This is a genomic window from Nodosilinea sp. FACHB-131, from assembly GCF_014695395.1.
Taxonomy (GTDB): domain Bacteria; phylum Cyanobacteriota; class Cyanobacteriia; order Phormidesmidales; family Phormidesmidaceae; genus Nodosilinea.
In genome coordinates this window covers 149,714-167,787 of record NZ_JACJOF010000012.1, presented here as the reverse complement: position 1 = coordinate 167,787, position 18,074 = coordinate 149,714, and the positions used below count along the sequence as shown (strand labels likewise).

Below are 18,074 nucleotides of genomic sequence, written 5' to 3'. Positions count from 1 at the left end.
GCTGCTCCAACTCAGCAACGGGTCAGGCATAACCTCTTTACCTAAAAAAGGTGAATGAGTAGAAAGGTTATGCCTGACCGCCTAGCCAAAAATTTGCCGAAACTTTGCGTTGCTATCAATCTGCGCCGCCTTGTCAAAGTTCACAAAACTTAGCTTAAAAATTATTGATTCACAAAAGCGTCGGGCTAGCAAGGCCGATTTAGTAGACCATCTGCTATGCCATAGAGATGTGCCGACTTCCCTAATTCCTCAAGCATAGGAAAAGTACAACCCGGAATACTAGCTTGGCAGACAGGACAGCAAGCTTCTTCCAAAAACACTGTTTTCTATCAATAGATAGAGCCTTATATCAGCATTTTGGTAGCAGACTAAAGCTTAAGACATAGTCAAAATAGGCTTAATAAAAAAGACCGGACAAGATAAAGCATTAACTATTGACTCAGCGCTGTCTGAGCCGAGAGCTTACATCTTCAGGGGCATTCAAAACAATGCTCTCTCTTGGCAGTTTTGTAGCAATAGTCATACCGAATTTGGAGTTTGCGAATATGTCTCAACTTAACAGAAAGCAGCCCAGTTCTAACGACAAAAAACAGACATCGGGCAACGTTTTCAACGTTAGAACACAAAGATTTTGCCGCAGTGTTTTCGCCCTTGGGCTGATGACCATACTGGTAGGTGCCTGTGCCGAAAGCGCACCTGAGCAGGAAACCTCCGACGGTTCAACGAATGTGCAGACAGAGGAAGTTGCTGAAAACACCGAAGGCTATATTGGCCAAATCGTCACCGTTAGAAGCGCACCAGTCGAGAAAGTCGGCGATAACTCATTCACTATCAACGATGAGCAGTTCTTTGGTAGTGAGCCCATCCTGGTCATCAATGCTTCGGGCGAACCCCTGCTACTGCCTGAGGACGATGTTGAGGTACAGGTGACCGGAGAAGTTCGTAATTTTCTAATTTCAGAGGTCAATCAAGAGTTTGAGCTAACCCTTGATCAAACTCTCTACGAAGAGTATGAGGATCAGCCGGTCATCATTGCTCAGTCGATCGCGCTGGCACCAGAGCCCGGTGAAATCTCTGAAAATCCTGAGCAGTACTACGGCGAAACCCTAGCTGTAACCGGCGAAGTGGAAGAGATTCAGAGTGAAGACACGTTCACCCTACAGGAAGAACAGCTGTTAGGGGCAGACAACCTGCTGGTTATCTATGCCCAACCCAAGGCAGGCTCCCCAGAATCTCAGGCGGCACCACCCACCATTACTGACAATGAGCAGGTTGCGGTTACCGGTGTGCTGCGCCCCTTTGTCGTCAGTGAACTGGAGCGCGACTACGATTTGACCTGGGATGCTGGAGTGCAGGAGCAGCTAGAGGCAGACTACAGCGAAAAGCCGGTTCTGATTGCGACTCAAATCTACCCTTCGGCTATTCCTGAATAGCATGGCATTGAGACGCTGCTATTGCAGACGTCCATTGGGATAAGAGCCGACGTAGGGGCATTGCACTACAATGCTCCTACCAAAGAATTCCGCTTGTCAAAGTGTTCTAACTAAATCACCTAATCCAGCGGCTCTGCCCACTGCTGTTAACCTATTCTTTAGTAAACAGCAGCGGGCTTTTGCAAATTGCTGGGGCGATCGCAGCAACTCCCTTCCAATCTTGTTGGAGGCAGTGGGGTTTCGCTAGGCTTGTAGCCGCACTGTGGTCATTCCCTCGCGCAGTGGTCGCTGTTGCTGGGTCCAGACTTGTTTGACCACAGGGCCAAGGATGGGGGAGAAGGTGCTGAGCCCCTGACGTAAAACTCCAAAGCGGCGCAGTAGTTCTCCCCGGCTGGCTTCGTGGGCCTGAAGCTTTTGGGCCTGAATGATTTCAGGCTCGCGCTCGGCTTGGATGCAGGCTAAAGCGCGATCGAGAGCGATGGGGTCTGGTGCTGACGCATCGGCGGTTCTGAGTACCGGGATTAGGTGGTTGGCGGCTGCGATCGCATCCCTGAGCGCCAAATTAATGCCCTGGGCACGCACGGGCGACATGGGGTGAGCGGCGTCGCCCAGCAGCAGTAGGCCCGGGCGGTGCCAGCGGGGGCAGCGCCCGACCAGCACTGAGAGGCGCATAGGGGGCGAGATGTTGTCTTTTGCGGATTGAAAGTGTTCTACGAACTCGGGCGGTACGAGGGCGGCAAAGGTCTTGGCCCAATCTTTTTGCTCGGTGGGTTCGTTGGGTGCGATCGCCCAGGCCAGGTGCAGTTTGCCCTCTTCTGCTCCGTGAAAGAGGCTGAAGACTCGTCCCTTTTTCACCACAGTGCAGAAGCGATTGTCGGCCTCATAGCCGAGCGGTGCTGGCAACTTAAACCAGAGCACATCGATACTTTTAGGCTGGGTTTCTAGGGTAAGCCCGGCTTTTTGGCGAATTGCGGAGGCGCGACCATCAGCTCCAATTATCAGGTCAGCATCTATAGTGCGGCCATCGGCGAGTTGGATGCCGGTGACACGATTTCCGCTTTGGGAAGCTTCGCCGACGGTTTGCCAGAGCAGATCCTTGACCGCTGTTCCGGATATCCACTCGAAATTGGGCTCGCGTTGGGCGGTCTGCACTAGGGCTTCTAGCAGTGGCGGTTGAGAAACTAGGGTGCAGGGGCGGGCTGAACCTAAAGGCTCGTCGGCGCGAAACAGGCGGCGATCGTTGAGCCAAAATTCCCAAGCGCTGAGGGGGCGATGGGGAACTGTCTGTAGCAGTGAATCTAGGCCCATTTGGGTGAGAGCATCGAGGCCGCTGGGCATTAGCCCCTCGCCGCGAAACTGGCGCTGAAAGTCGCGGGCGGCTTCCACCAGGGTGACGGGGATGCCTTGCCGAGCCAAGAGGAGGGCCAAGGTCGTTCCAGTGGGGCCAGCACCAGCAATGACCACTTTGGGCATGGGTGTGCTGTTTATCAGAAACTCTGTTTAGGATAGCGCTCGGCGGCGAGTAGGCGTAGGGTGGGCAATGCTCACCGCTGGACTTGGGCGATCGCGTAGTGGTAGCAGCGCACAATTGGGTTCAAAGCCAGATCTGCCGCTGGGGCCAGCGAAATGGCCCCAGACCGCCAGCTTCGCGCGCCCTTCGGCCTACGACAAGGACGTTCCGTCGTCCTTGTCCTCACGGAAAAGATTGGCCGACCATCGGTTTAAACCCCTGTTCTGCCGACGGGCTTAGGGAAAGCACAAACCCTGTCGTTTCACATCACTCGGCTTGAAGCACTGTAGGGTGGGCACTGCCCACCATCAACCCTGGGGCTACCGATCGAGAGAATCGTATTGCTCACCGATCCAGGGCATAGTGGCTAAGTCTTCAAAGCTGACCTGGCGATCTTTCTCTAAAGCTTCAATCCGGCGTTTTTCGGCGTAAATTTGGCGCTGGTATTCAGCGAACTGCTCGGGGGCGGTGGTGCAGTCAGTCTTTTCCCATAGGGCGAGAAAGTGGCGGTAGCGCTTTTCGCAGAGGTTCTTTTCCATGCAGGCGGCGGCAGCACGAACGATTAGGGAGGCACGGATTACGTCGCGTTTGGTCTTTTCGCTGAGGTGCAGCAGGGCTTGTAGGGGCGTGGTGGCCAGGCCAGTATCGGCGAGTTGATTGCGTAATAGGTTGACCAGATCAACTCTGGGATCGTCAACTTCAGCGAGCAGTCGCTGCATCTGACGCCACAGGGCCCGGTGGTGAGAGTAGCTAAATTGCAGGTCGCGGTCTTCGAGCACCTGACGAATTTCGTCGCGGTAGGCCGCATCATGGAGAAAAATACGCAAGATGGCAGCCTCGGCCTGTTCTAGGGAACTGGCGCTAGGGGTGGTGGCCGGAGCCGATCGCTGGGGGGCTTCCGAGGAGGTGGTGCGACGCTGACGACGCACCTGGGTGACAAGGTTTTCAGCGAGTAAGGGCACCAGGCGGCTGTCGCCGTTGCTAAAGATTTCGGCACAGTAGCGCACATAGTGGGTGCGAGTGTCGGCGTTAGCAATGTCGCTGAGCAACTTGACCACCGCCTGGCTGGTCTGCTGAAACTGGTCGGCCTGACGCAGATCTTTGCCACCAATTAGGTTGTTGATCTGCCAGTCAATCCAGAGCGGGGCGGCCTCAATCAGATCTCGGTAGGCAGCGGCGCTGTGGTGCCGCAAAAACTCGTCGGGATCCTTGCCGTCGGGAATGTTGAGCACCCGCAGCTGCACGTCGCCCCGGTAGGCCATCTCCTCAACTTCGCCGATCGCCCGTTGAGCGGCCTTGACTCCGGCAGCATCGGCGTCAAAGTTGAGCAAAATTTGCTTGGACTCGGTGTAGCGCAGCAGTTGGCGCACCTGGGCTGCATTCAGGGCCGTGCCCAGGGCAGCGACAGAGTTTTCTAGCCCAGCAGCGTGGAGGGCAATAACGTCAAAGTAGCCTTCGACAACAATAGCGCAGTCGTCTTTGGCGATCGCCGCCCGAGCCAAATCCAGTCCATACAGGGTCTTGCCCTTGTCAAACAGCTCAGTATCGGGCGAGTTGAGGTATTTAGGCTTTTCGTCGCCCAGGGCGCGGCCGCCAAAGCCAATCACTCGGCTCTGCCCATCGCGAATGGGAATCATCAGGCGATCGCGGAAGCGATCGTAGTAACCATCCCCCTTTTGGCGAGGCACAATCAGCCCCGCCTTTTCCACTAGCTCGACGGGGTAGTGCTTTTGCTCAATCAGGTAGCCGTAGAGGGTCTGCCACCCCCCCGGCGCAAACCCCAGCTGAAACTGCTGAATGGTAGCGTCATTCAGGCCCCGCTCGTAGAGGTAGGCCAGGGCCGTGGCCCCGTCGATCTGCTGGAGGGCGTGCTCATAAAATCTAGCCGTCAGCGCCAAAATTTCGTAGAGCTGCTCCCGCAGGGTGAGCTGCCGCTGAAGCTCTTGGCGTTTTGCGGGTTCCAGGGTGGTGACCGGCACCTGGTAGCGCTGGGCTAGATCGAGCACCACATCGGCAAAGGAGCGCTTGTTCAACTCCATCAAGAACTTAAAGGCATTGCCCCCCGCCCCGCAGGAAAAGCAATAGTAAAACTGCTTACCGGGGCTGACGCTAAAGCTGGGCGACTTATCTTCGTGGAAGGGACAGAGGCCAACAAAATCTTTGCCCTGCTTTTTCAGCACCACATGCTGGGAGACCACATCGACAATATCGGCGCGATCGCGCACAGCTTCGATAGTGTCGGGGTGGAGGCGAGGGGTATCCATAGTGTTGAGACTGCGCGGTGGCCGGGAGGAGGACCACTACATGTTGGGTCGTGGCTTGATTGTAGCCCATGGTGTTCAGAAATCAGCCATCAACCATTTGCTTGGTAGTACTTCTAATTTATGACAGGAAAATTTAGGTCGGCCGCAGCTACCCTGTTAACAAAAAATCGCCGCTGGAGGCGTTTAAGCGTCCCCAACGGCGATTTTGATTCAATACTGTATGTCCTGTAGTCTGCCAAGCAGGAGATCAGCGCGGTTTATTCGGCAACTACCCGCAGGTTGACGACAGCAGTCACTTCAGGATGTAGCTTCACCTCGGCCTGGTATTCGCCCAGCTTGTTGATGTCGGGTAGCGAAATATCGCGGCGATCGACTTCTTTGTCCGCCAGCGACTTGATCACGTCAGCCACATCGCCAGAGGTGACGGTACCAAAGATGGCTTCGTTTTCGCCCACGGGCTTTTGAATGGTGAACATGCCGATGGTTGTCAGCGCTGTCTTAGTCGCTTCAGCCTCTTGCTTAATCTCTAGCAGCCGCTGCTTTTGCGCCTCGCGCCGACGCTCCACCTGCTTCAGCACGCCGGGGGTAGTGCGCACCGCTTTCCCGTTGGGGATAAGATAATTACGTGCATAGCCAGGGGCCACATCTACCAAGTCGCCGTTGTAGCCCAGCTTGCGAACATCTTCTGTGAGAACTACCTGTACCCGTTTTGCCATGATTTTTCTCGTATAGCCCAGTTGACTATACTACCCAAAGGCGTTGTCTCTTGGCAACCCTTCCCTGTCGCCCCACAACCTATCCTGGCCCATGATTAGATTTATGTTTGCCCTGGTACCGGCGGTCTGGGTGATTGCGATCGCCATCATCGCCGTGCAAAACGCCACCCCCGTCTCCATTCAATTGCTGACCCTGCAATCGATCGCCATTCCCTTTGGGGTGCTGCTGGCCTTTTGTGTCGCTGCCGGTATGCTAGCTGCCGCCCTGGTACTGCTGGTGCTGGGCGGAAATCCCCTGCGAGCACCTCGCCGTCAAAAAAGGTCTGAGCCGTAGCCCAGACCTTTGCGTAGTTGAGTTGTCAACCGGTTGTTTGGCTAGTTGCCCGGTGCCGTCGTGACGCTGTCGCCAGCGCGAGCTTCCTTAATTTCGGTGCTTAACGCTTCCAAGGCCGCCGCATATTGAGGGTCGGCATCGGTGCCAATAGCCTCACGATTGGTCGAGAGTTCTTCCTGCTGTTCTTCGGTCAGCTCAATTGAAATATCGGGCTCAATGCCGTGCTTATTGATGTCGGTGCCATCAGGGGTGAGGTATTTTGCCACCGTAATCGCCACCCCGGAGCCATCGCCTAGGCTGCGCACCGACTGCACTAGGCCTTTACCAAAGGTGCGCGTGCCCACCAAAATAGCTCGCTCGTTATCCCTCAGGGCCCCTGACAAAATTTCGCTAGCGCTGGCCGAACCGCCATCAACCAGCACCACGAGAGGTTTATCGGTCAGGGCACGGCTATTGGCTGTTTCTTCGTCAGCCACTCCCTGACGATTGACCGTAGACACAATAATGCCGCTGTCAATCCACATACGGGCGATGTCAATGCTGGAGTACAGCAGCCCACCGGGGTTCGAGCGCAGGTCGAGCACATAGCCCGTTACCCCCTGACCTTCAAGATCTTCAATGGCGGCGCCCATTTCTTCGGCGGCGTTGGCACTGAATTGGTTAAGGCGAATGTAGCCCACCTGACCCTCAGGACCAGCCTGCACGTTGTAGCGCACCGGATGAATTTCGATGCGGGCGCGCACCATAGAGAAATCCAGTTCTTCTTCACCCCGGCGAACAGTGAGGCTGACCTCAGAGCCAACGGTGCCACGAATTTTGCTGACTGCGTCGTTGAGCTCCATGCCCTCAGTAGATTCGCCATCGATGGCCAAAATCACGTCCTTGGGACGAATGCCCGCATCAAAGGCTGGGGTGTCTTCGATGGGAGCCACGACGACTATTTCTTTGCTTTCTTCATCCTGAGAGATTTGAATACCGACCCCGGTGAGTTCGCCGGAGGTGTCAATCTGCATGCTGCGAAACTCTTCAGGATCCATGAAGCGGGTGTAGGGATCCTCTAGCTTTTCTAGCATCTCGCGGATGGCGCCATAGGCTTCTTCCTGGTCGGCATAGTTCCGCCCCAGGTAGTCTGTCCGCACCGCATCCCAATCGACTTGGTTAAAGGTGGCATCGACGAAATTGCGGTCAATCAGCTGCCAAACTTGATCAATTAGTTCCTTAGGGCTTTCTTCAAAGAAAGCTTTGCTTTGGGATAGGTGAATCCCAGCGCCGGTTACAGTTACCGCCGCCACAGCAACGGCCGTGGCACCTAGAATCAGTCCGCGCTTTGCAAATGTCATGTGTGATATAGGTTCTAGCAGCAAATTACGCCCAATCTAACACACACAATTGAGAAGCAAGGGGAAGATTTTGTGAGGGATTTTGCCTCCGTTACTAACGGTAACAATAGGCACTTAGAGGGTGAAAATTGGGAAAAAATAGGGGCTTAATACTATTTTTCAGCGGTAATCGGTCTAGCGGCAGCAGCAGTGATTACTCCAAACACCGTGCCGCCTAGAGTGCCGCGCTATAATCAGTCGCGATCCTTTGCAGCACTGTCTGTAAAACGCTAACTCGATGAACCGCTGATCCAAGCCCCAGGCGTTGAGACGTTTAAATCCTATGGGCACATCTATCGCCGATCAGGGCACCCACATTTTGCTGGTGGGCACCAACGAGGGCCAAACCCGCCAGATGGAGTTTGACCTCCAAGAGTCTGGCTATCACCCCGTAGTGGCCAGCAGTGCTAAAGCGGGGCTGGCCCTAGCGACTGAGAGCCAGCCGGCGTTGATTGTGGTCGATCGCTTGCTAGGGGGCGAGTCGGGGCTGGTGCTCTGCCAAACCTTGCGCAACCAGGGCATCAAGTCGCCGATTGTGCTGCTGATGGCTAAAGATAGCCTTGAAGACCGGGTAGCCTGCCTCGAATGCGGCGCCGATGACTACTTTCTCAAACCCTACCGGGCCGACGCCTTCTTAAAAATTGTGCAGCTTTACCTACAGTCGGCCCCAGGGGAGGTCGAGCACCTGCGCTTTGGCGACCTGACGCTGGATTTGGACAATCGCCAGGCGCTGCGGGGCGATCGCATCATCGAGCTGACCATGAAAGAGTTTGAGCTGCTCAAATACATGATGGAACACCCCCGCGAGGTGCTGCCCCGCGAGCAAATTCTTGAGAATGTTTGGGGCTACGACTTTGTGGGCGAGTCGAACGTCATTGAGGTCTACGTGCGCTATCTGCGCCTCAAAATTGACGGCGAAGACGACAAGCGCCTAATTCAGACCGTGCGGGGCGTGGGGTATGTGTTGAGGGAGAGTTAGGCGGTGGGTGAGTGGGTAGGCGGGTGACGGGTAGGCGGGTGGATGGGTGAGGGAAAACATCTACGGGGTGAACGACTAGAATATTAACGCCCTGGTTGGGTGCCCACCGTTGCTTTCCCTGGTTTCTCCATGTCCTATCGTTTTGCTGGTTTGGCTCCCCAACGGCTCTATCTTTGGCTGAGGCAGGGCATGGCCTTGAGCCTGGTGCTCAGCGCTCTGGTGTTGGGAGCCGGGTGCGGGCCAACCCCCTCTGTGACTGAGCCCCCGTCCACCTCCGACGATGCCCCATCGACGCCGACTGCTACTGAAATCCCTATGGTTGACCCTCGCGGCCAACAGCTTGCCGTCACAGCGGTAACGACCCTGGGCGACGAAGAGATCTTTCTAGAAGTGGCGACTACCCCCCAGCAGCAGGCTCTGGGGCTGATGTATCGCGACGCGCTGCCCGACGATCGCGGCATGCTGTTTCCCATGGGGCGATCGCGCCCGGTGAGTTTTTGGATGAAGAATGTGCCGGTGGCGCTGGATATGGTGTTTGTCCACCAGGGGCAGATCGTGGGGCTCGCGGAGGCTCCCCCCTGCACGGCTGACCCTTGCCCGACCTATGGCCCCGGCAGCCAGCTGGTGGATCAGGTGATTGAGCTGCGGGCCGGGCGCGCTGCCGAGCTGGGTTTAGCCGTGGGGGATGAGGTTGTGATTAGGGAGTTAGGGCAATAGGGTAGATGGGTGGATGGATAGGGTGCTGTTAGGCTGCAGAACCGTTTGGGCTCAAAAGTCTGCTGCGCTAGGCCGTAACGCACCGTTGAGGCATCCCTACGTTGGGATTACTGATACAAAAACAGCCGTTTGGCGGCGCGGGTGAAGGCGACGTAGCAGAGCTGGTTGCGCTCGATCGCATTGCGGTTGGCCACCATCGATGGCACGTCCACAAACACATCCTGAAAGGTTGACCCCTGGCTTTTGTGGATGGTTAGGCTATAGGCATAGTCAACAGCGTGGAAGCGCTGCTGCAAATCCCAAAATTCCATCCAACGCTTTTCTTTGGCGAGAAAGTCGAGCCGGGTTTTGAACTCAGCCTGGCCCGACTCATGCAGCACCTGCAATGTTTTGTAGTCGCCGGTTTCGGTTTCAACTTCGAGCATCCATAGAGGCCATTCACCCTCGCGACCTCGGGCAATGTTGAGCACCTCACACTCAGCCGAGGTGGGCAGCACGATCGCCTCTTTTTCTAAACAGGGATTAATGGCAATCAGTCGCTCACCGGGCACAAACCGCTTGGCGTTGGGACCATAGATGGCGGCTCGAATGGTGTGGTTGAGCTGGGCCACCCGACGGTTGGTGTAGGCTAAGGCGCGCACCTGGTCGGGGTTTTTCTGGTAGGCAGAGCTGGTAAAGGCGCGAATCAACAGGTCGTGCCACGCCGTGCGAGGCAGCACAAAGCAGCCTTCGGTGTTGTCGGCATTAGTGTCGTTGGCAAACTGGGGCAGGGCATCGCGCTCCAGGTTGCGGCGAATGTCTTCGGCAATGACGCCGATCGCCCCGCCATAGCGCACCACCTCGGTGAGCTGCGATCGGTGAATAATCTGGCGAAAGCAGGCCGACTCGGGCTCGTTGACCGGCGGCAGCTGAGCTGAATCGCCCACAAATAGAATCTGGGTGCCCCGATACAGGTTTGATACGGCATTCACCAGCAGCTCCCACAGTTCCTGGTTGATCATCGAGCATTCATCGATGATCACCAGGCGGTAGCGATCGATCTGGCTGGCCTGTTGGCGATCGATCGCAAACACCTGCTTGCCATTTTCTTCGTCGATCACCGGGCGCAGGCCCAGCAGCTTGCAGCAAGTCATAGCGTCAATGTCTAGCCGCCACTGGGCCGCCATCGCCGCCAATACTTTGGTGGCTTTGTTGCTAAAGGCACTGAGCACAATGGGGCGATCGTCACCGCGATCGCGCAGCCCATTCACAAACACCTGAAGCAGCGTGGTTTTGCCCGTGCCCGCGTAGCCTGTTAGCAGATACAGCTTCTCGGTGCCCTGCACAAAGGCGTCCAGCGCCTCCAGAGCGACCTCTTGCTCGGTGGTGAGCGCCAGGTCAGCGTTAGCAGATTTGGGCGGGGATACAGCCATGAGTAGCGAACAGATGTTCTATCTCAGATTAGCCTGATTCACAGGTTCAGACAGGGGAGACTTCATCCTAGGGCAAGCTTCGGATAGCAGCTGCAATGAGGCTGGCCAACTCAGGTTTATCGAGCTGGCCCTGGGCAACCTGCATCACCAAATCGTAGGCGTCGTCATTCGTCAACAGCAAGCGTTTCCTATTCACCCGCAGAAAGGTGTCCATCACCGCAAAAGCCGTGCGCTTGTTGCCATCCACAAAAGGATGATTTTTCGATAAATGATATAGATAGGCTGCCGCCTGCTCCGCTAGGGTCGGATGCAGTAGCTCGCCGCCAAAGGTAGCCTGGGGTTGAGCCAGAGCGGAATCTAGCAGCCCGGCATCTCGCACGCCAGTGGTACCCCCAAACCGCTCGATCTGCCTAGCATGAAGCCTCAAAACGGCTTCTGCATCTAAAAACCTAGGAGTCGGCAAGGCGACGATAGACCTCTTCGCGTTCTTGCTCAGACTCTAAATAGGCTTGCCAAACCTCGTCTTGGGATGCCACGTTCTCGTCTCTTAACCCCTGCACGTAGGCCAAAATTTCAGCCAGCGTTTCTACGGGCAGAGGGTCGATCGCTTCTAGAATTTTGTCTTTAAGGGTAGTAGCGGCGGTGGTCATGGCTCTGGCCTCCAACCTATAGGGACTTCGAAGTTTGGTTCCGACTCCCCTCTCCCCCTGGGAGAGGGGCTGGGGGAGAGGGCTGCGGGGATTTGTGATTTACTAAGTTTTCCTAAACCACCGCCATGTCGGCTTTGATGGCAAAGATATGCGCGATGGTTTCTTCCACCGAGCGATCGGGGGTCGAAGCTCCAGAGGTGACACCCACGGTAATGGGGCCATCGGGCAGCCAGTTCTCTGTCACCGTCAGGTCACCGTGGAGGGGTTTGTGCTCGATGCGGTTGCCGGGGCCAATGCGGCTGGCGCTGTCTATGTGGTACGAGGGAATGCTGCGATCGATTGCAATCTCTTGCAGGTGGGTGGTGTTTGACGAGTTGTAGCCACCAATCACCACCATCAAATCCAGCTTTTCATCCACCAGCTCAAACATGGCGTCTTGGCGCTCTTGGGTGGCGTCGCAGATAGTGTTGAAGCTGAGAAAGTGGTCGTTGAGGGCCTGGGGGCCAAATTTCTTCAATATAGTGTGCTCGAAGAGTTTGCCGATTTGCTCAGTTTCGCCCTTGAGCATGGTGGTCTGGTTGGCGACGCCGATGCGATCGAGGTCGGCATCGGGGTCAAACCCGGCAGAGCAGGCGTTGCCAAACTTGGACATAAACTCGGCCTTGTCGCCGCCGTTGAGAATGTAGTCGGCCACGTAGTTTGCCTGATCTAGATTCAGCACCACCAGGTACTTGCCCGCAAAGGAGCTGGTGGCCACGGTTTCTTCGTGGTTGTACTTGCCGTGAATAATCGAGGTGTGGTCGCGTTTCTTATGCTTTTCGACCGTATTCCACACCTTAGAGACCCAGGGGCAGGTGGTGTCAACGATGGTGCAGCCTTTGTCGTTAAGTAGCTGCATTTCCTGCACACTGGCTCCAAAGGCGGGGAGAATCACCACGTCGCCCTGACCCACGGTAGAGAAATCTTTTTCGCCATCGACTACTTCAATGAACTCCACCGCCATGTCTTTGAGGCGCTGGTTGACGCTGGGGTTGTGGATGATTTCGTTGGTGATCCAGATGCGCTCGGAGGGGAAATGCTGGCGAGTTTCGTAGGCCATAGCCACGGCCCGCTCGACCCCCCAGCAAAAGCCAAAGGACTGGGCCAGCTTGATGGTGACGTTGCCCCGAGTGAGGGTGTAGCTGCGGTCGCGAATTTCTTGGATCAGCCCGCTGTTGTACTCGGTCTGCATTTGCCCGGCGACCGCGTCTCCGTGGCCAAACCCCTGGCGAAAGTACTTGTCGGAATGGTTTAGGGAGCGCTTAAAAGCCTTAGTATCCATCGAATCCTCAGCGGGTTGCGGCATGGTTCTAGGATAGCGGGTTGTGGGTGGGGGTTTGAAGCGCGATCGCCCAGTAAATTTCAATCGATGCCTGTAATGCCGATCTAAGATTTAAGGCCGACGTCGGTAACAGTTCCCCTGGGAGGCTCACGTCTATGGCAGGGGTAGTTATGGTCTGACTGTAATGCCCACCGGTTCATCGTCACAATCGATAATCAGGGTCTTCAGCACCTCTGATTTAGTACTGGGGCGATCGGCCAGATAAATGTTGAATATATAGAGTGTTTGTATCGGGAGAAGTAGGTCGGGCTTCATTAAGGTTCTTCTCTCCCAATCTGGCGACGGTAAAACGTAGTACTGCGATCGCCCCTCAGCAATTCCTAAAACATTTATAAGGCTATAGGGCGATCGCTGTTGACATAGAAGCGATCGCGGAGACTGTTATATTTTGGCGGAAAAGAAAGTGCTCTCGCTGGTGATAAATGACACCCTTTGGGAACGCTAAATTCACCTACTAGCTATAGCGGCAGCCTCTCTCAAACCGGCACAGGTTGCCAGCCAAAGCACTAGATCATCCGCAGTTGAGCCGAAACGATGAAAGCAATAGGATACCCTTTCCTTTTAACCGGAATTGGCATGTTGGCAGCCACATTCTTCACATACACAAATACCAATACCTTCCTCAAAGATGCCATCAAAACAGAAGGGACGGTGATAGAGCTGATACGATCTCAATCAGACGATTCAGTGACGTACAAACCTGTTGTGGTTTTTGTCAGTCAAGAGGGCGAAGAAATTGAGTTCACCTCGTTGTCAGGCTCTAATCCGCCAAGTTACTCAAAGGGACAAGCAGTAGAGATTTTTTATCTGCCAGATACTCCACAGAAAGCTGAGATTAATGGATTCTTTTCACTGTGGGGTTTGCCAAGTATTTTAGGTGCACTAGGCAGCATATTTTCGACAGTTGGCGCTGGCCTCCTCATTGTGCCCATGGTGAAAGAACGTGAAGAAAAATATTTGAAGCAGCAAGGAACTCCCATTCAGACAAAATTTAAGAGCGTAGAGATTGATACTACGTTATCGGTTAATGGAAGGCACCCTTTCCGGATTACAACACAATGGCAAAATCCGTCTACTACAGAGATCCATATATTCGAGAGCAACCGCCTGTGGTACGACCCATCCGAATTTATAACGAGCGACCCAATCACCGTCTTTATCGAGCGAGAGAATCCTAAAAAGTACTTCGTTGATCTCTCGTTTCTTCCCAAATTAGCAGAATGATACGCCATGAACAGCTTTGAGAAGCGCTTACCAAACTGAGTTAGAACCAGCAGATTCTTACTCAATCAATTCTCCAATATTAAAGTCAATGCGAATCCAACTCCTCAGCTTCCTCAAACTGTCGAGCAGTAGAAGGGGAATTTGCCAGTGGTGCACCATCAAAAACGGAAGGGGATCATTCACCATGAAAATGGCTTCCTTACCCTGCCAGATGTTGCTGAGCCAGCGTTGCAGTTGTTGGAGCGATCGCACCTCGTTTAACCGCCAGAGTTCGTGGTAAAGCCAGTAGGTAGGTTTACTGCTCGTGAGCGGTTGCAGGGGTTCTAGGGGAGCTGTGGGATTCAGGTAGGCATCGGCGACACCGGGATGGTTGTAGAACATGGTGAGTGCCGAGTGGGTGCGGGGGTTGCACTCGATCGCGTAAACCGCTCCGTCTTCAGCTTGAATCAGGTCAAAGGAAGCCTGACCGTAGCCTGGAACAGCCGACAAAAACCTTTCGACCCAGGCGGCGATTTCGGGTTTATTAACCTGCTGATAATTCACTTGAAAGGCGGAGGATTCGCAGCAGCAGTAGAGCGTCGATCGACCGTCGCGGACAGTACTGTGGGTGCAATATTCCTGCCCTGGAATGAACTCTTGCAAAATCCAGGGTTTAGCTTCGCTAATTGGCAGACGGTTCACGAAGGCAGCCGTTGCCTCCGGAGTTTCACAAGGGAGTTTAGTCAGGTCGAGGCGATGTTTAGAATCGTAGGGAATGCTTTTGAGGATATACTTTCGCTTCTCCTCAGAAAAGTCGAAGTTTAAGACCTGTTCTGGCGATGTAATTCGATAGGACTTTGGCACGCTCAAAGCGAGCGATCGCGCCTGTTCTGCAAAGGCAAATTTATCATCCAGCATCCGAATCGTTTCGGCATCAAAATGGCAGACCTCACAATAGTCTGCTAATGGATGCTCTGTCATGCCGTCGTAGTAAAGCACAGAGAAGATCGCAACGGGAATGAACAAGTCGATCTTCTCTCTACGGGCGATCGCCTGGAGGGTATCGATATAACCCTGCAAATCTTTCGCTGGATCGGGCACGGTATAAAACGCCGCAACCGCGTTGGAATACTGATTGCCGCTATGCCAAAACTTTTCTGTATCAATCAAAATTGCCCGATGCCCAGCCGCATGAAATGAGCGAGCGAGCTGAAGCGCCTTGGTCATTCTGCCGCCTGCAATCAAGATGCTTTTTGGCTGCTCAGCTGCAATGATCGAAGGTGAAGAACGATTCAACCGGCTCCGGAGGAGCGACCCAAGCACAATCGCCAGATTGAAGGGCAGGGCGATTGTCAATAAAGCCAATACGCCGAGATTTTGTAGAATTGCCCAAACGACGGTCTGAAGATTGCGGACTGCTGTAACGGTTTTGGTCGGAGATATTGTGTCTGTCTGCTTAGGCAGTAGCGTTTCAGTTGACATGGATCGGTAGGTTTCAGTCATTATCTTTAGCCCATCCCTCAAACTCGGCGAATAAGGGTGAGTCCATCCCGCACCGGGAGGAGCACCTGTTCGGTGCGGGGATCGTCAGCAACGACCTGGTTGAAGTGGGCGATCGCTCTAGCCGTATCCGATCGCTCTGATTCTGCTAAATAAACCTCTCCCAAAAATAGGGTGTTGTCCGCACAGATATAGCCGTTGGGAGCAAGCAAATTGCCGCCGATCAGCTTTTCGTAGTAATCTACGTAGCCCGCCTTATTCGCATCAATGAAGGCAAAATCAAAGCTGGCCTGATCGGCAATCAGTTGATCTAGAGTGTTGGAGGCAGGCCCCAACTTGACATCGATCTTGTGCCCGTGGGGCGATTGCTCAAATAAACTCTGGGCAAACCGGGCGGCGTAGGGGTCAATTTCGCAGGCAATCATACGACCATCCTCGGGTAAGCCCTCTGCCATTGCCAGGGCAGAATATCCGGTAAACATCCCAACATCTAGAATTCGCTTTGCCCCGGTCATGCGCACAAACATCTTCAAGGCTTGCCCTTCTAGATGCCCGGTTAGCATTTCCTGCTCTAGCTGTTGTTCCGTTTCCCCGCCCTCAAATTTGGCCTGCCAGGGTTCGTGCTGGGTTTTTTGGGCGATCTGTGTCAAAGCAGGCGATTCGGGTGTAGTCGATCGCTCAAGATAGCCATCCAACCCGGCGATTAGCAGCAGTGCTTTTTGAAGATGGGTGCTTAAATCGCCAGGGTTATCTGTCACCTGGGGCAACAGGGCGATCGCCTTCTCCAAATGGTGAGCCGCAATGGTTACGGGAGTAATGGGGCGGGGTGGAGGTGTGGAACTGGTGCCGCTGAAGCTCATACTTTACCTCCCACCAGAGAAGGAACGGGTTTAGCGAAGCTCTCTTCTGGCTTCACGTAGGCATCAATGCCGTCCCCTGCTCGGGGATAATCGACACAGAGAGTCTTGTGTTCTTCCAGGGTTGCTTCCAGTTCCTCACGGGTCAAAGCATTGACGAAGTGGCATTTCCCAATGGGATGGGGAACCGCGGCCCGCAGTAAACCATCACGGGTGAGGGTAATGGATTGATTGGCTTTCCAAAGCAGTTCAATGTCTAAACTAGGATGATCCAGAGCTAATCCCAAACGGCTCATTAATCCTAAAATGCGATCGCGCTCTGCCGAGGTAATGTAACCCCGACGGGCGGCAAGGGTGGCGGAGAATGCCATGTCAATGTTGACGGCATGACCGTGGAGTAGCGGTGGCTCTGGCGTGAGTTCTAAAGTTGGACTCCAGGTATGACCATAGGCAATCACGCGATCGAGCATCAGCTCATGCAGATTAGGAGTTTCTAGCTCCAGCATGGTTTTGATCGACTCGTAGTTCACCTGATGTCCAATCTTTTGCAGGGAAGTATCATCATTGTGGTAGCCAAAATGGTTGTATAGCAGCTCTTCACCGTAGCGATCGAGCAGGTCAAACACCTGCCGATTAGAGACGACAGCAATCTTGACCAGTTCTGCCATGCCATTGCGAATTTGATCAACGGGCAGCGTCCGCAGAAATGAAAAATTGAGAAAGGTTGCCTTTGGGGCGTGGTAAGCCCCCAAACGGTTTTTTAGCTTGCCGTGGTTAACCGCTACTTTGATGGCAATTCCGGCATCAATCAGACCAATTAACGTAGTCGGAATCCGAATGTAGTTTGTGCTCCGGCGATAGGCAGCACAGGCAAACCCGGCTACATCTGTCACCAAACCACCACCAATTACTAAAACAGGTTCTTTGCGTAAAAGATTAAATCGGCAAAAGGCATCAATAATGGTCTGCCAAGTTGCGACCGTCTTGTCAGGCTCTTTAATAGAGACCGGAAAGACCGTTAAATCAATTCCATAGTACTTAAAGTATTGCTGCAATTGTGAGCCATATAGCCGATTAACGTTATCATCCACAATCGCAAGACATCGCTTGAGTGTCGTGTAATAACTTGCCAGTTCGGGCTGATGAATGTTGAATAACTGTTCAACGAACTGAAAATCAAGTTCAATCTTTTCGTAACCTTCAACTCGAAAGCCGGTTGAAGTAGTAGAAAACTCTGCCTGGATATTGCTCATGGCTCTAATGGTAAATTTTGCTTAGTTAGGAAGACTAGCGGACACAGGCGTATCAGCAGAAAGGCTCTAAAATGGCTATCTCCACGAAACCGTTCCACCATAAATGATTTGCCCTAAGCCAAAAGCGGCCCGGGACAAGGGGCATTGAAACCCCTGCGGATTGCACTCAATTACGACCTGAACAAGCTGCTTCCAGATTCTCCAGTTAGCAGATGTTCAAAGGTTATTGAGGTAAAAAGCTTCGACAAAGCTATACCTGGAAGAGCCAATCCGTCGCCACAAATTGAGAGTAAATAAAAACTCGAATTCGGATAGACTTGGCAAACTCCCAAAAAGTCACGATTCCAAAGATGCCTCTATGCTGAATCATCGTGGAGTAATACCAAAACTTTGCGTAGCTTAATTTACTCCCGCAAATGATGAACTCTATCAATAGGTAGAGAACAGTTGGAGCAGCAAGACTCAGCTAAGGAGTTGTTCGAGCAG

At 53.9% G+C, this 18,074-nt stretch carries 16 protein-coding genes; 5 read left to right on the top strand and 11 right to left on the bottom strand.

The annotated features are described in order from the left end of the window. Positions 1 to 659 precede the first annotated feature (659 nt). On the top strand, positions 660 to 1,433 hold the full coding sequence (locus H6F75_RS07970) for a hypothetical protein (protein ID WP_242019798.1): 774 nt from the start codon (positions 660 to 662) through the stop codon (positions 1,431 to 1,433). 243 nt (positions 1,434 to 1,676) lie between these two features. Here H6F75_RS07970 and H6F75_RS07965 read toward each other — a convergent pair whose 3' ends face one another. The 3 genes from H6F75_RS07965 to rplI form a co-directional block, all read right to left on the bottom strand. Next, complete coding sequence (locus H6F75_RS07965) at positions 1,677 to 2,906, bottom strand: FAD-dependent monooxygenase (protein ID WP_190750921.1); 1,230 nt, start codon at positions 2,904 to 2,906, stop codon at positions 1,677 to 1,679. Positions 2,907 to 3,263: 357 nt separating this feature from the next. Further along, a complete protein-coding gene (gene dnaG / locus H6F75_RS07960) occupies positions 3,264 to 5,207 on the bottom strand; it encodes a DNA primase (protein ID WP_190750919.1) in 1,944 nt (647 codons plus the stop codon). 257 nt (positions 5,208 to 5,464) lie between these two features. After that, the gene (gene rplI / locus H6F75_RS07955; protein ID WP_190750917.1) at positions 5,465 to 5,923 is read right to left on the bottom strand and encodes a 50S ribosomal protein L9; all 459 of its coding nucleotides are present in this window, start codon (positions 5,921 to 5,923) and stop codon (positions 5,465 to 5,467) included. 91 nt (positions 5,924 to 6,014) lie between these two features. Between rplI and H6F75_RS07950 the strand changes: the two genes are divergently transcribed. Beyond that, entirely contained in the window at positions 6,015 to 6,257 is a 243-nt protein-coding gene (locus H6F75_RS07950; protein WP_190750915.1) for a lipopolysaccharide assembly protein LapA domain-containing protein, read from the top strand. 41 nt (positions 6,258 to 6,298) lie between these two features. Here H6F75_RS07950 and ctpC read toward each other — a convergent pair whose 3' ends face one another. After that, on the bottom strand, positions 6,299 to 7,597 hold the full coding sequence (gene ctpC / locus H6F75_RS07945; protein ID WP_190750913.1) for a carboxyl-terminal processing protease CtpC: 1,299 nt from the start codon (positions 7,595 to 7,597) through the stop codon (positions 6,299 to 6,301). A gap of 322 nt (positions 7,598 to 7,919) precedes the next feature. Here ctpC and nblR point away from each other — a divergent pair, with 322 nt between their 5' ends. Then, entirely contained in the window at positions 7,920 to 8,615 is a 696-nt protein-coding gene (gene nblR, locus H6F75_RS07940) for a response regulator transcription factor NblR (protein WP_190750911.1), read from the top strand. A 129-nt stretch (positions 8,616 to 8,744) separates the two neighbouring features. Further along, positions 8,745 to 9,332 carry a DUF192 domain-containing protein gene (locus H6F75_RS07935; protein WP_242019796.1) on the top strand — a complete coding sequence of 196 codons (588 nt, stop codon included), beginning with the start codon at positions 8,745 to 8,747 and terminating at the stop codon, positions 9,330 to 9,332. A 107-nt stretch (positions 9,333 to 9,439) separates the two neighbouring features. On the opposite strand, the gene H6F75_RS07930 is transcribed toward H6F75_RS07935, so the two are convergent. The 4 genes from H6F75_RS07930 to H6F75_RS07915 all read right to left on the bottom strand — a co-directional run bounded on the left by H6F75_RS07930 (position 9,440) and on the right by H6F75_RS07915 (position 12,715). After that, on the bottom strand, positions 9,440 to 10,744 hold the full coding sequence (locus H6F75_RS07930) for an AAA family ATPase (protein ID WP_190750909.1): 1,305 nt from the start codon (positions 10,742 to 10,744) through the stop codon (positions 9,440 to 9,442). A gap of 67 nt (positions 10,745 to 10,811) precedes the next feature. Next, the gene (locus H6F75_RS07925; RefSeq protein ID WP_190750907.1) at positions 10,812 to 11,207 is read right to left on the bottom strand and encodes a type II toxin-antitoxin system death-on-curing family toxin; all 396 of its coding nucleotides are present in this window, start codon (positions 11,205 to 11,207) and stop codon (positions 10,812 to 10,814) included. Further along, complete coding sequence (locus tag H6F75_RS07920; RefSeq protein ID WP_190750905.1) at positions 11,194 to 11,394, bottom strand: DUF2281 domain-containing protein; 201 nt, start codon at positions 11,392 to 11,394, stop codon at positions 11,194 to 11,196. Before H6F75_RS07920 ends, H6F75_RS07925 begins: the two co-directional genes overlap by 14 nt. 112 nt (positions 11,395 to 11,506) lie before the next feature. Continuing rightward, positions 11,507 to 12,715, bottom strand: coding sequence for a 4-hydroxy-3-methylbut-2-enyl diphosphate reductase (locus tag H6F75_RS07915; protein ID WP_190751080.1), 1,209 nt, complete (start codon positions 12,713 to 12,715; stop codon positions 11,507 to 11,509). Between the two features lie 594 nt (positions 12,716 to 13,309). Between H6F75_RS07915 and H6F75_RS07910 the strand changes: the two genes are divergently transcribed. Beyond that, positions 13,310 to 13,999 carry a DUF3592 domain-containing protein gene (locus H6F75_RS07910; RefSeq protein WP_190750903.1) on the top strand — a complete coding sequence of 230 codons (690 nt, stop codon included), beginning with the start codon at positions 13,310 to 13,312 and terminating at the stop codon, positions 13,997 to 13,999. 57 nt (positions 14,000 to 14,056) lie between these two features. Here H6F75_RS07910 and H6F75_RS07905 read toward each other — a convergent pair whose 3' ends face one another. From H6F75_RS07905 to H6F75_RS07895, 3 genes are read right to left on the bottom strand one after another with little or no spacing between them, the layout of a single operon-like run. After that, complete coding sequence (locus H6F75_RS07905; RefSeq protein WP_190750901.1) at positions 14,057 to 15,460, bottom strand: ATP-grasp enzyme; 1,404 nt, start codon at positions 15,458 to 15,460, stop codon at positions 14,057 to 14,059. A 38-nt stretch (positions 15,461 to 15,498) separates the two neighbouring features. Continuing rightward, positions 15,499 to 16,338 carry a class I SAM-dependent methyltransferase gene (locus H6F75_RS07900; protein ID WP_190750899.1) on the bottom strand — a complete coding sequence of 280 codons (840 nt, stop codon included), beginning with the start codon at positions 16,336 to 16,338 and terminating at the stop codon, positions 15,499 to 15,501. Further along, positions 16,335 to 17,588: a sedoheptulose 7-phosphate cyclase gene (locus tag H6F75_RS07895; protein ID WP_190750897.1), complete on the bottom strand. Its 1,254-nt coding sequence runs from the start codon at positions 17,586 to 17,588 to the stop codon at positions 16,335 to 16,337. The genes H6F75_RS07900 and H6F75_RS07895 overlap by 4 nt, the downstream gene beginning before the upstream one ends. Positions 17,589 to 18,074: the final 486 nt, after the last annotated feature.

Coding starts and splice junctions, on each gene's coding strand:
- H6F75_RS07935 (WP_242019796.1), top strand. CDS start 8,745: ATGTCCTATCGTTTTGCTGGTTTGGCTCCCCAACGGCTCTATCTTTGG.
- H6F75_RS07950 (WP_190750915.1), top strand. CDS start 6,015: ATGATTAGATTTATGTTTGCCCTGGTACCGGCGGTCTGGGTGATTGCG.
- H6F75_RS07970 (WP_242019798.1), top strand. CDS start 660: ATGACCATACTGGTAGGTGCCTGTGCCGAAAGCGCACCTGAGCAGGAA.
- H6F75_RS07895 (WP_190750897.1), bottom strand. CDS start 17,588: ATGAGCAATATCCAGGCAGAGTTTTCTACTACTTCAACCGGCTTTCGA.
- H6F75_RS07915 (WP_190751080.1), bottom strand. CDS start 12,715: ATGGATACTAAGGCTTTTAAGCGCTCCCTAAACCATTCCGACAAGTAC.
- dnaG (WP_190750919.1), bottom strand. CDS start 5,207: ATGGATACCCCTCGCCTCCACCCCGACACTATCGAAGCTGTGCGCGAT.
- H6F75_RS07965 (WP_190750921.1), bottom strand. CDS start 2,906: ATGCCCAAAGTGGTCATTGCTGGTGCTGGCCCCACTGGAACGACCTTG.
- H6F75_RS07920 (WP_190750905.1), bottom strand. CDS start 11,394: ATGACCACCGCCGCTACTACCCTTAAAGACAAAATTCTAGAAGCGATC.
- H6F75_RS07910 (WP_190750903.1), top strand. CDS start 13,310: ATGAAAGCAATAGGATACCCTTTCCTTTTAACCGGAATTGGCATGTTG.
- H6F75_RS07905 (WP_190750901.1), bottom strand. CDS start 15,460: ATGTCAACTGAAACGCTACTGCCTAAGCAGACAGACACAATATCTCCG.
- nblR (WP_190750911.1), top strand. CDS start 7,920: ATGGGCACATCTATCGCCGATCAGGGCACCCACATTTTGCTGGTGGGC.
- ctpC (WP_190750913.1), bottom strand. CDS start 7,597: ATGACATTTGCAAAGCGCGGACTGATTCTAGGTGCCACGGCCGTTGCT.
- H6F75_RS07930 (WP_190750909.1), bottom strand. CDS start 10,744: ATGGCTGTATCCCCGCCCAAATCTGCTAACGCTGACCTGGCGCTCACC.
- rplI (WP_190750917.1), bottom strand. CDS start 5,923: ATGGCAAAACGGGTACAGGTAGTTCTCACAGAAGATGTTCGCAAGCTG.
- H6F75_RS07900 (WP_190750899.1), bottom strand. CDS start 16,338: ATGAGCTTCAGCGGCACCAGTTCCACACCTCCACCCCGCCCCATTACT.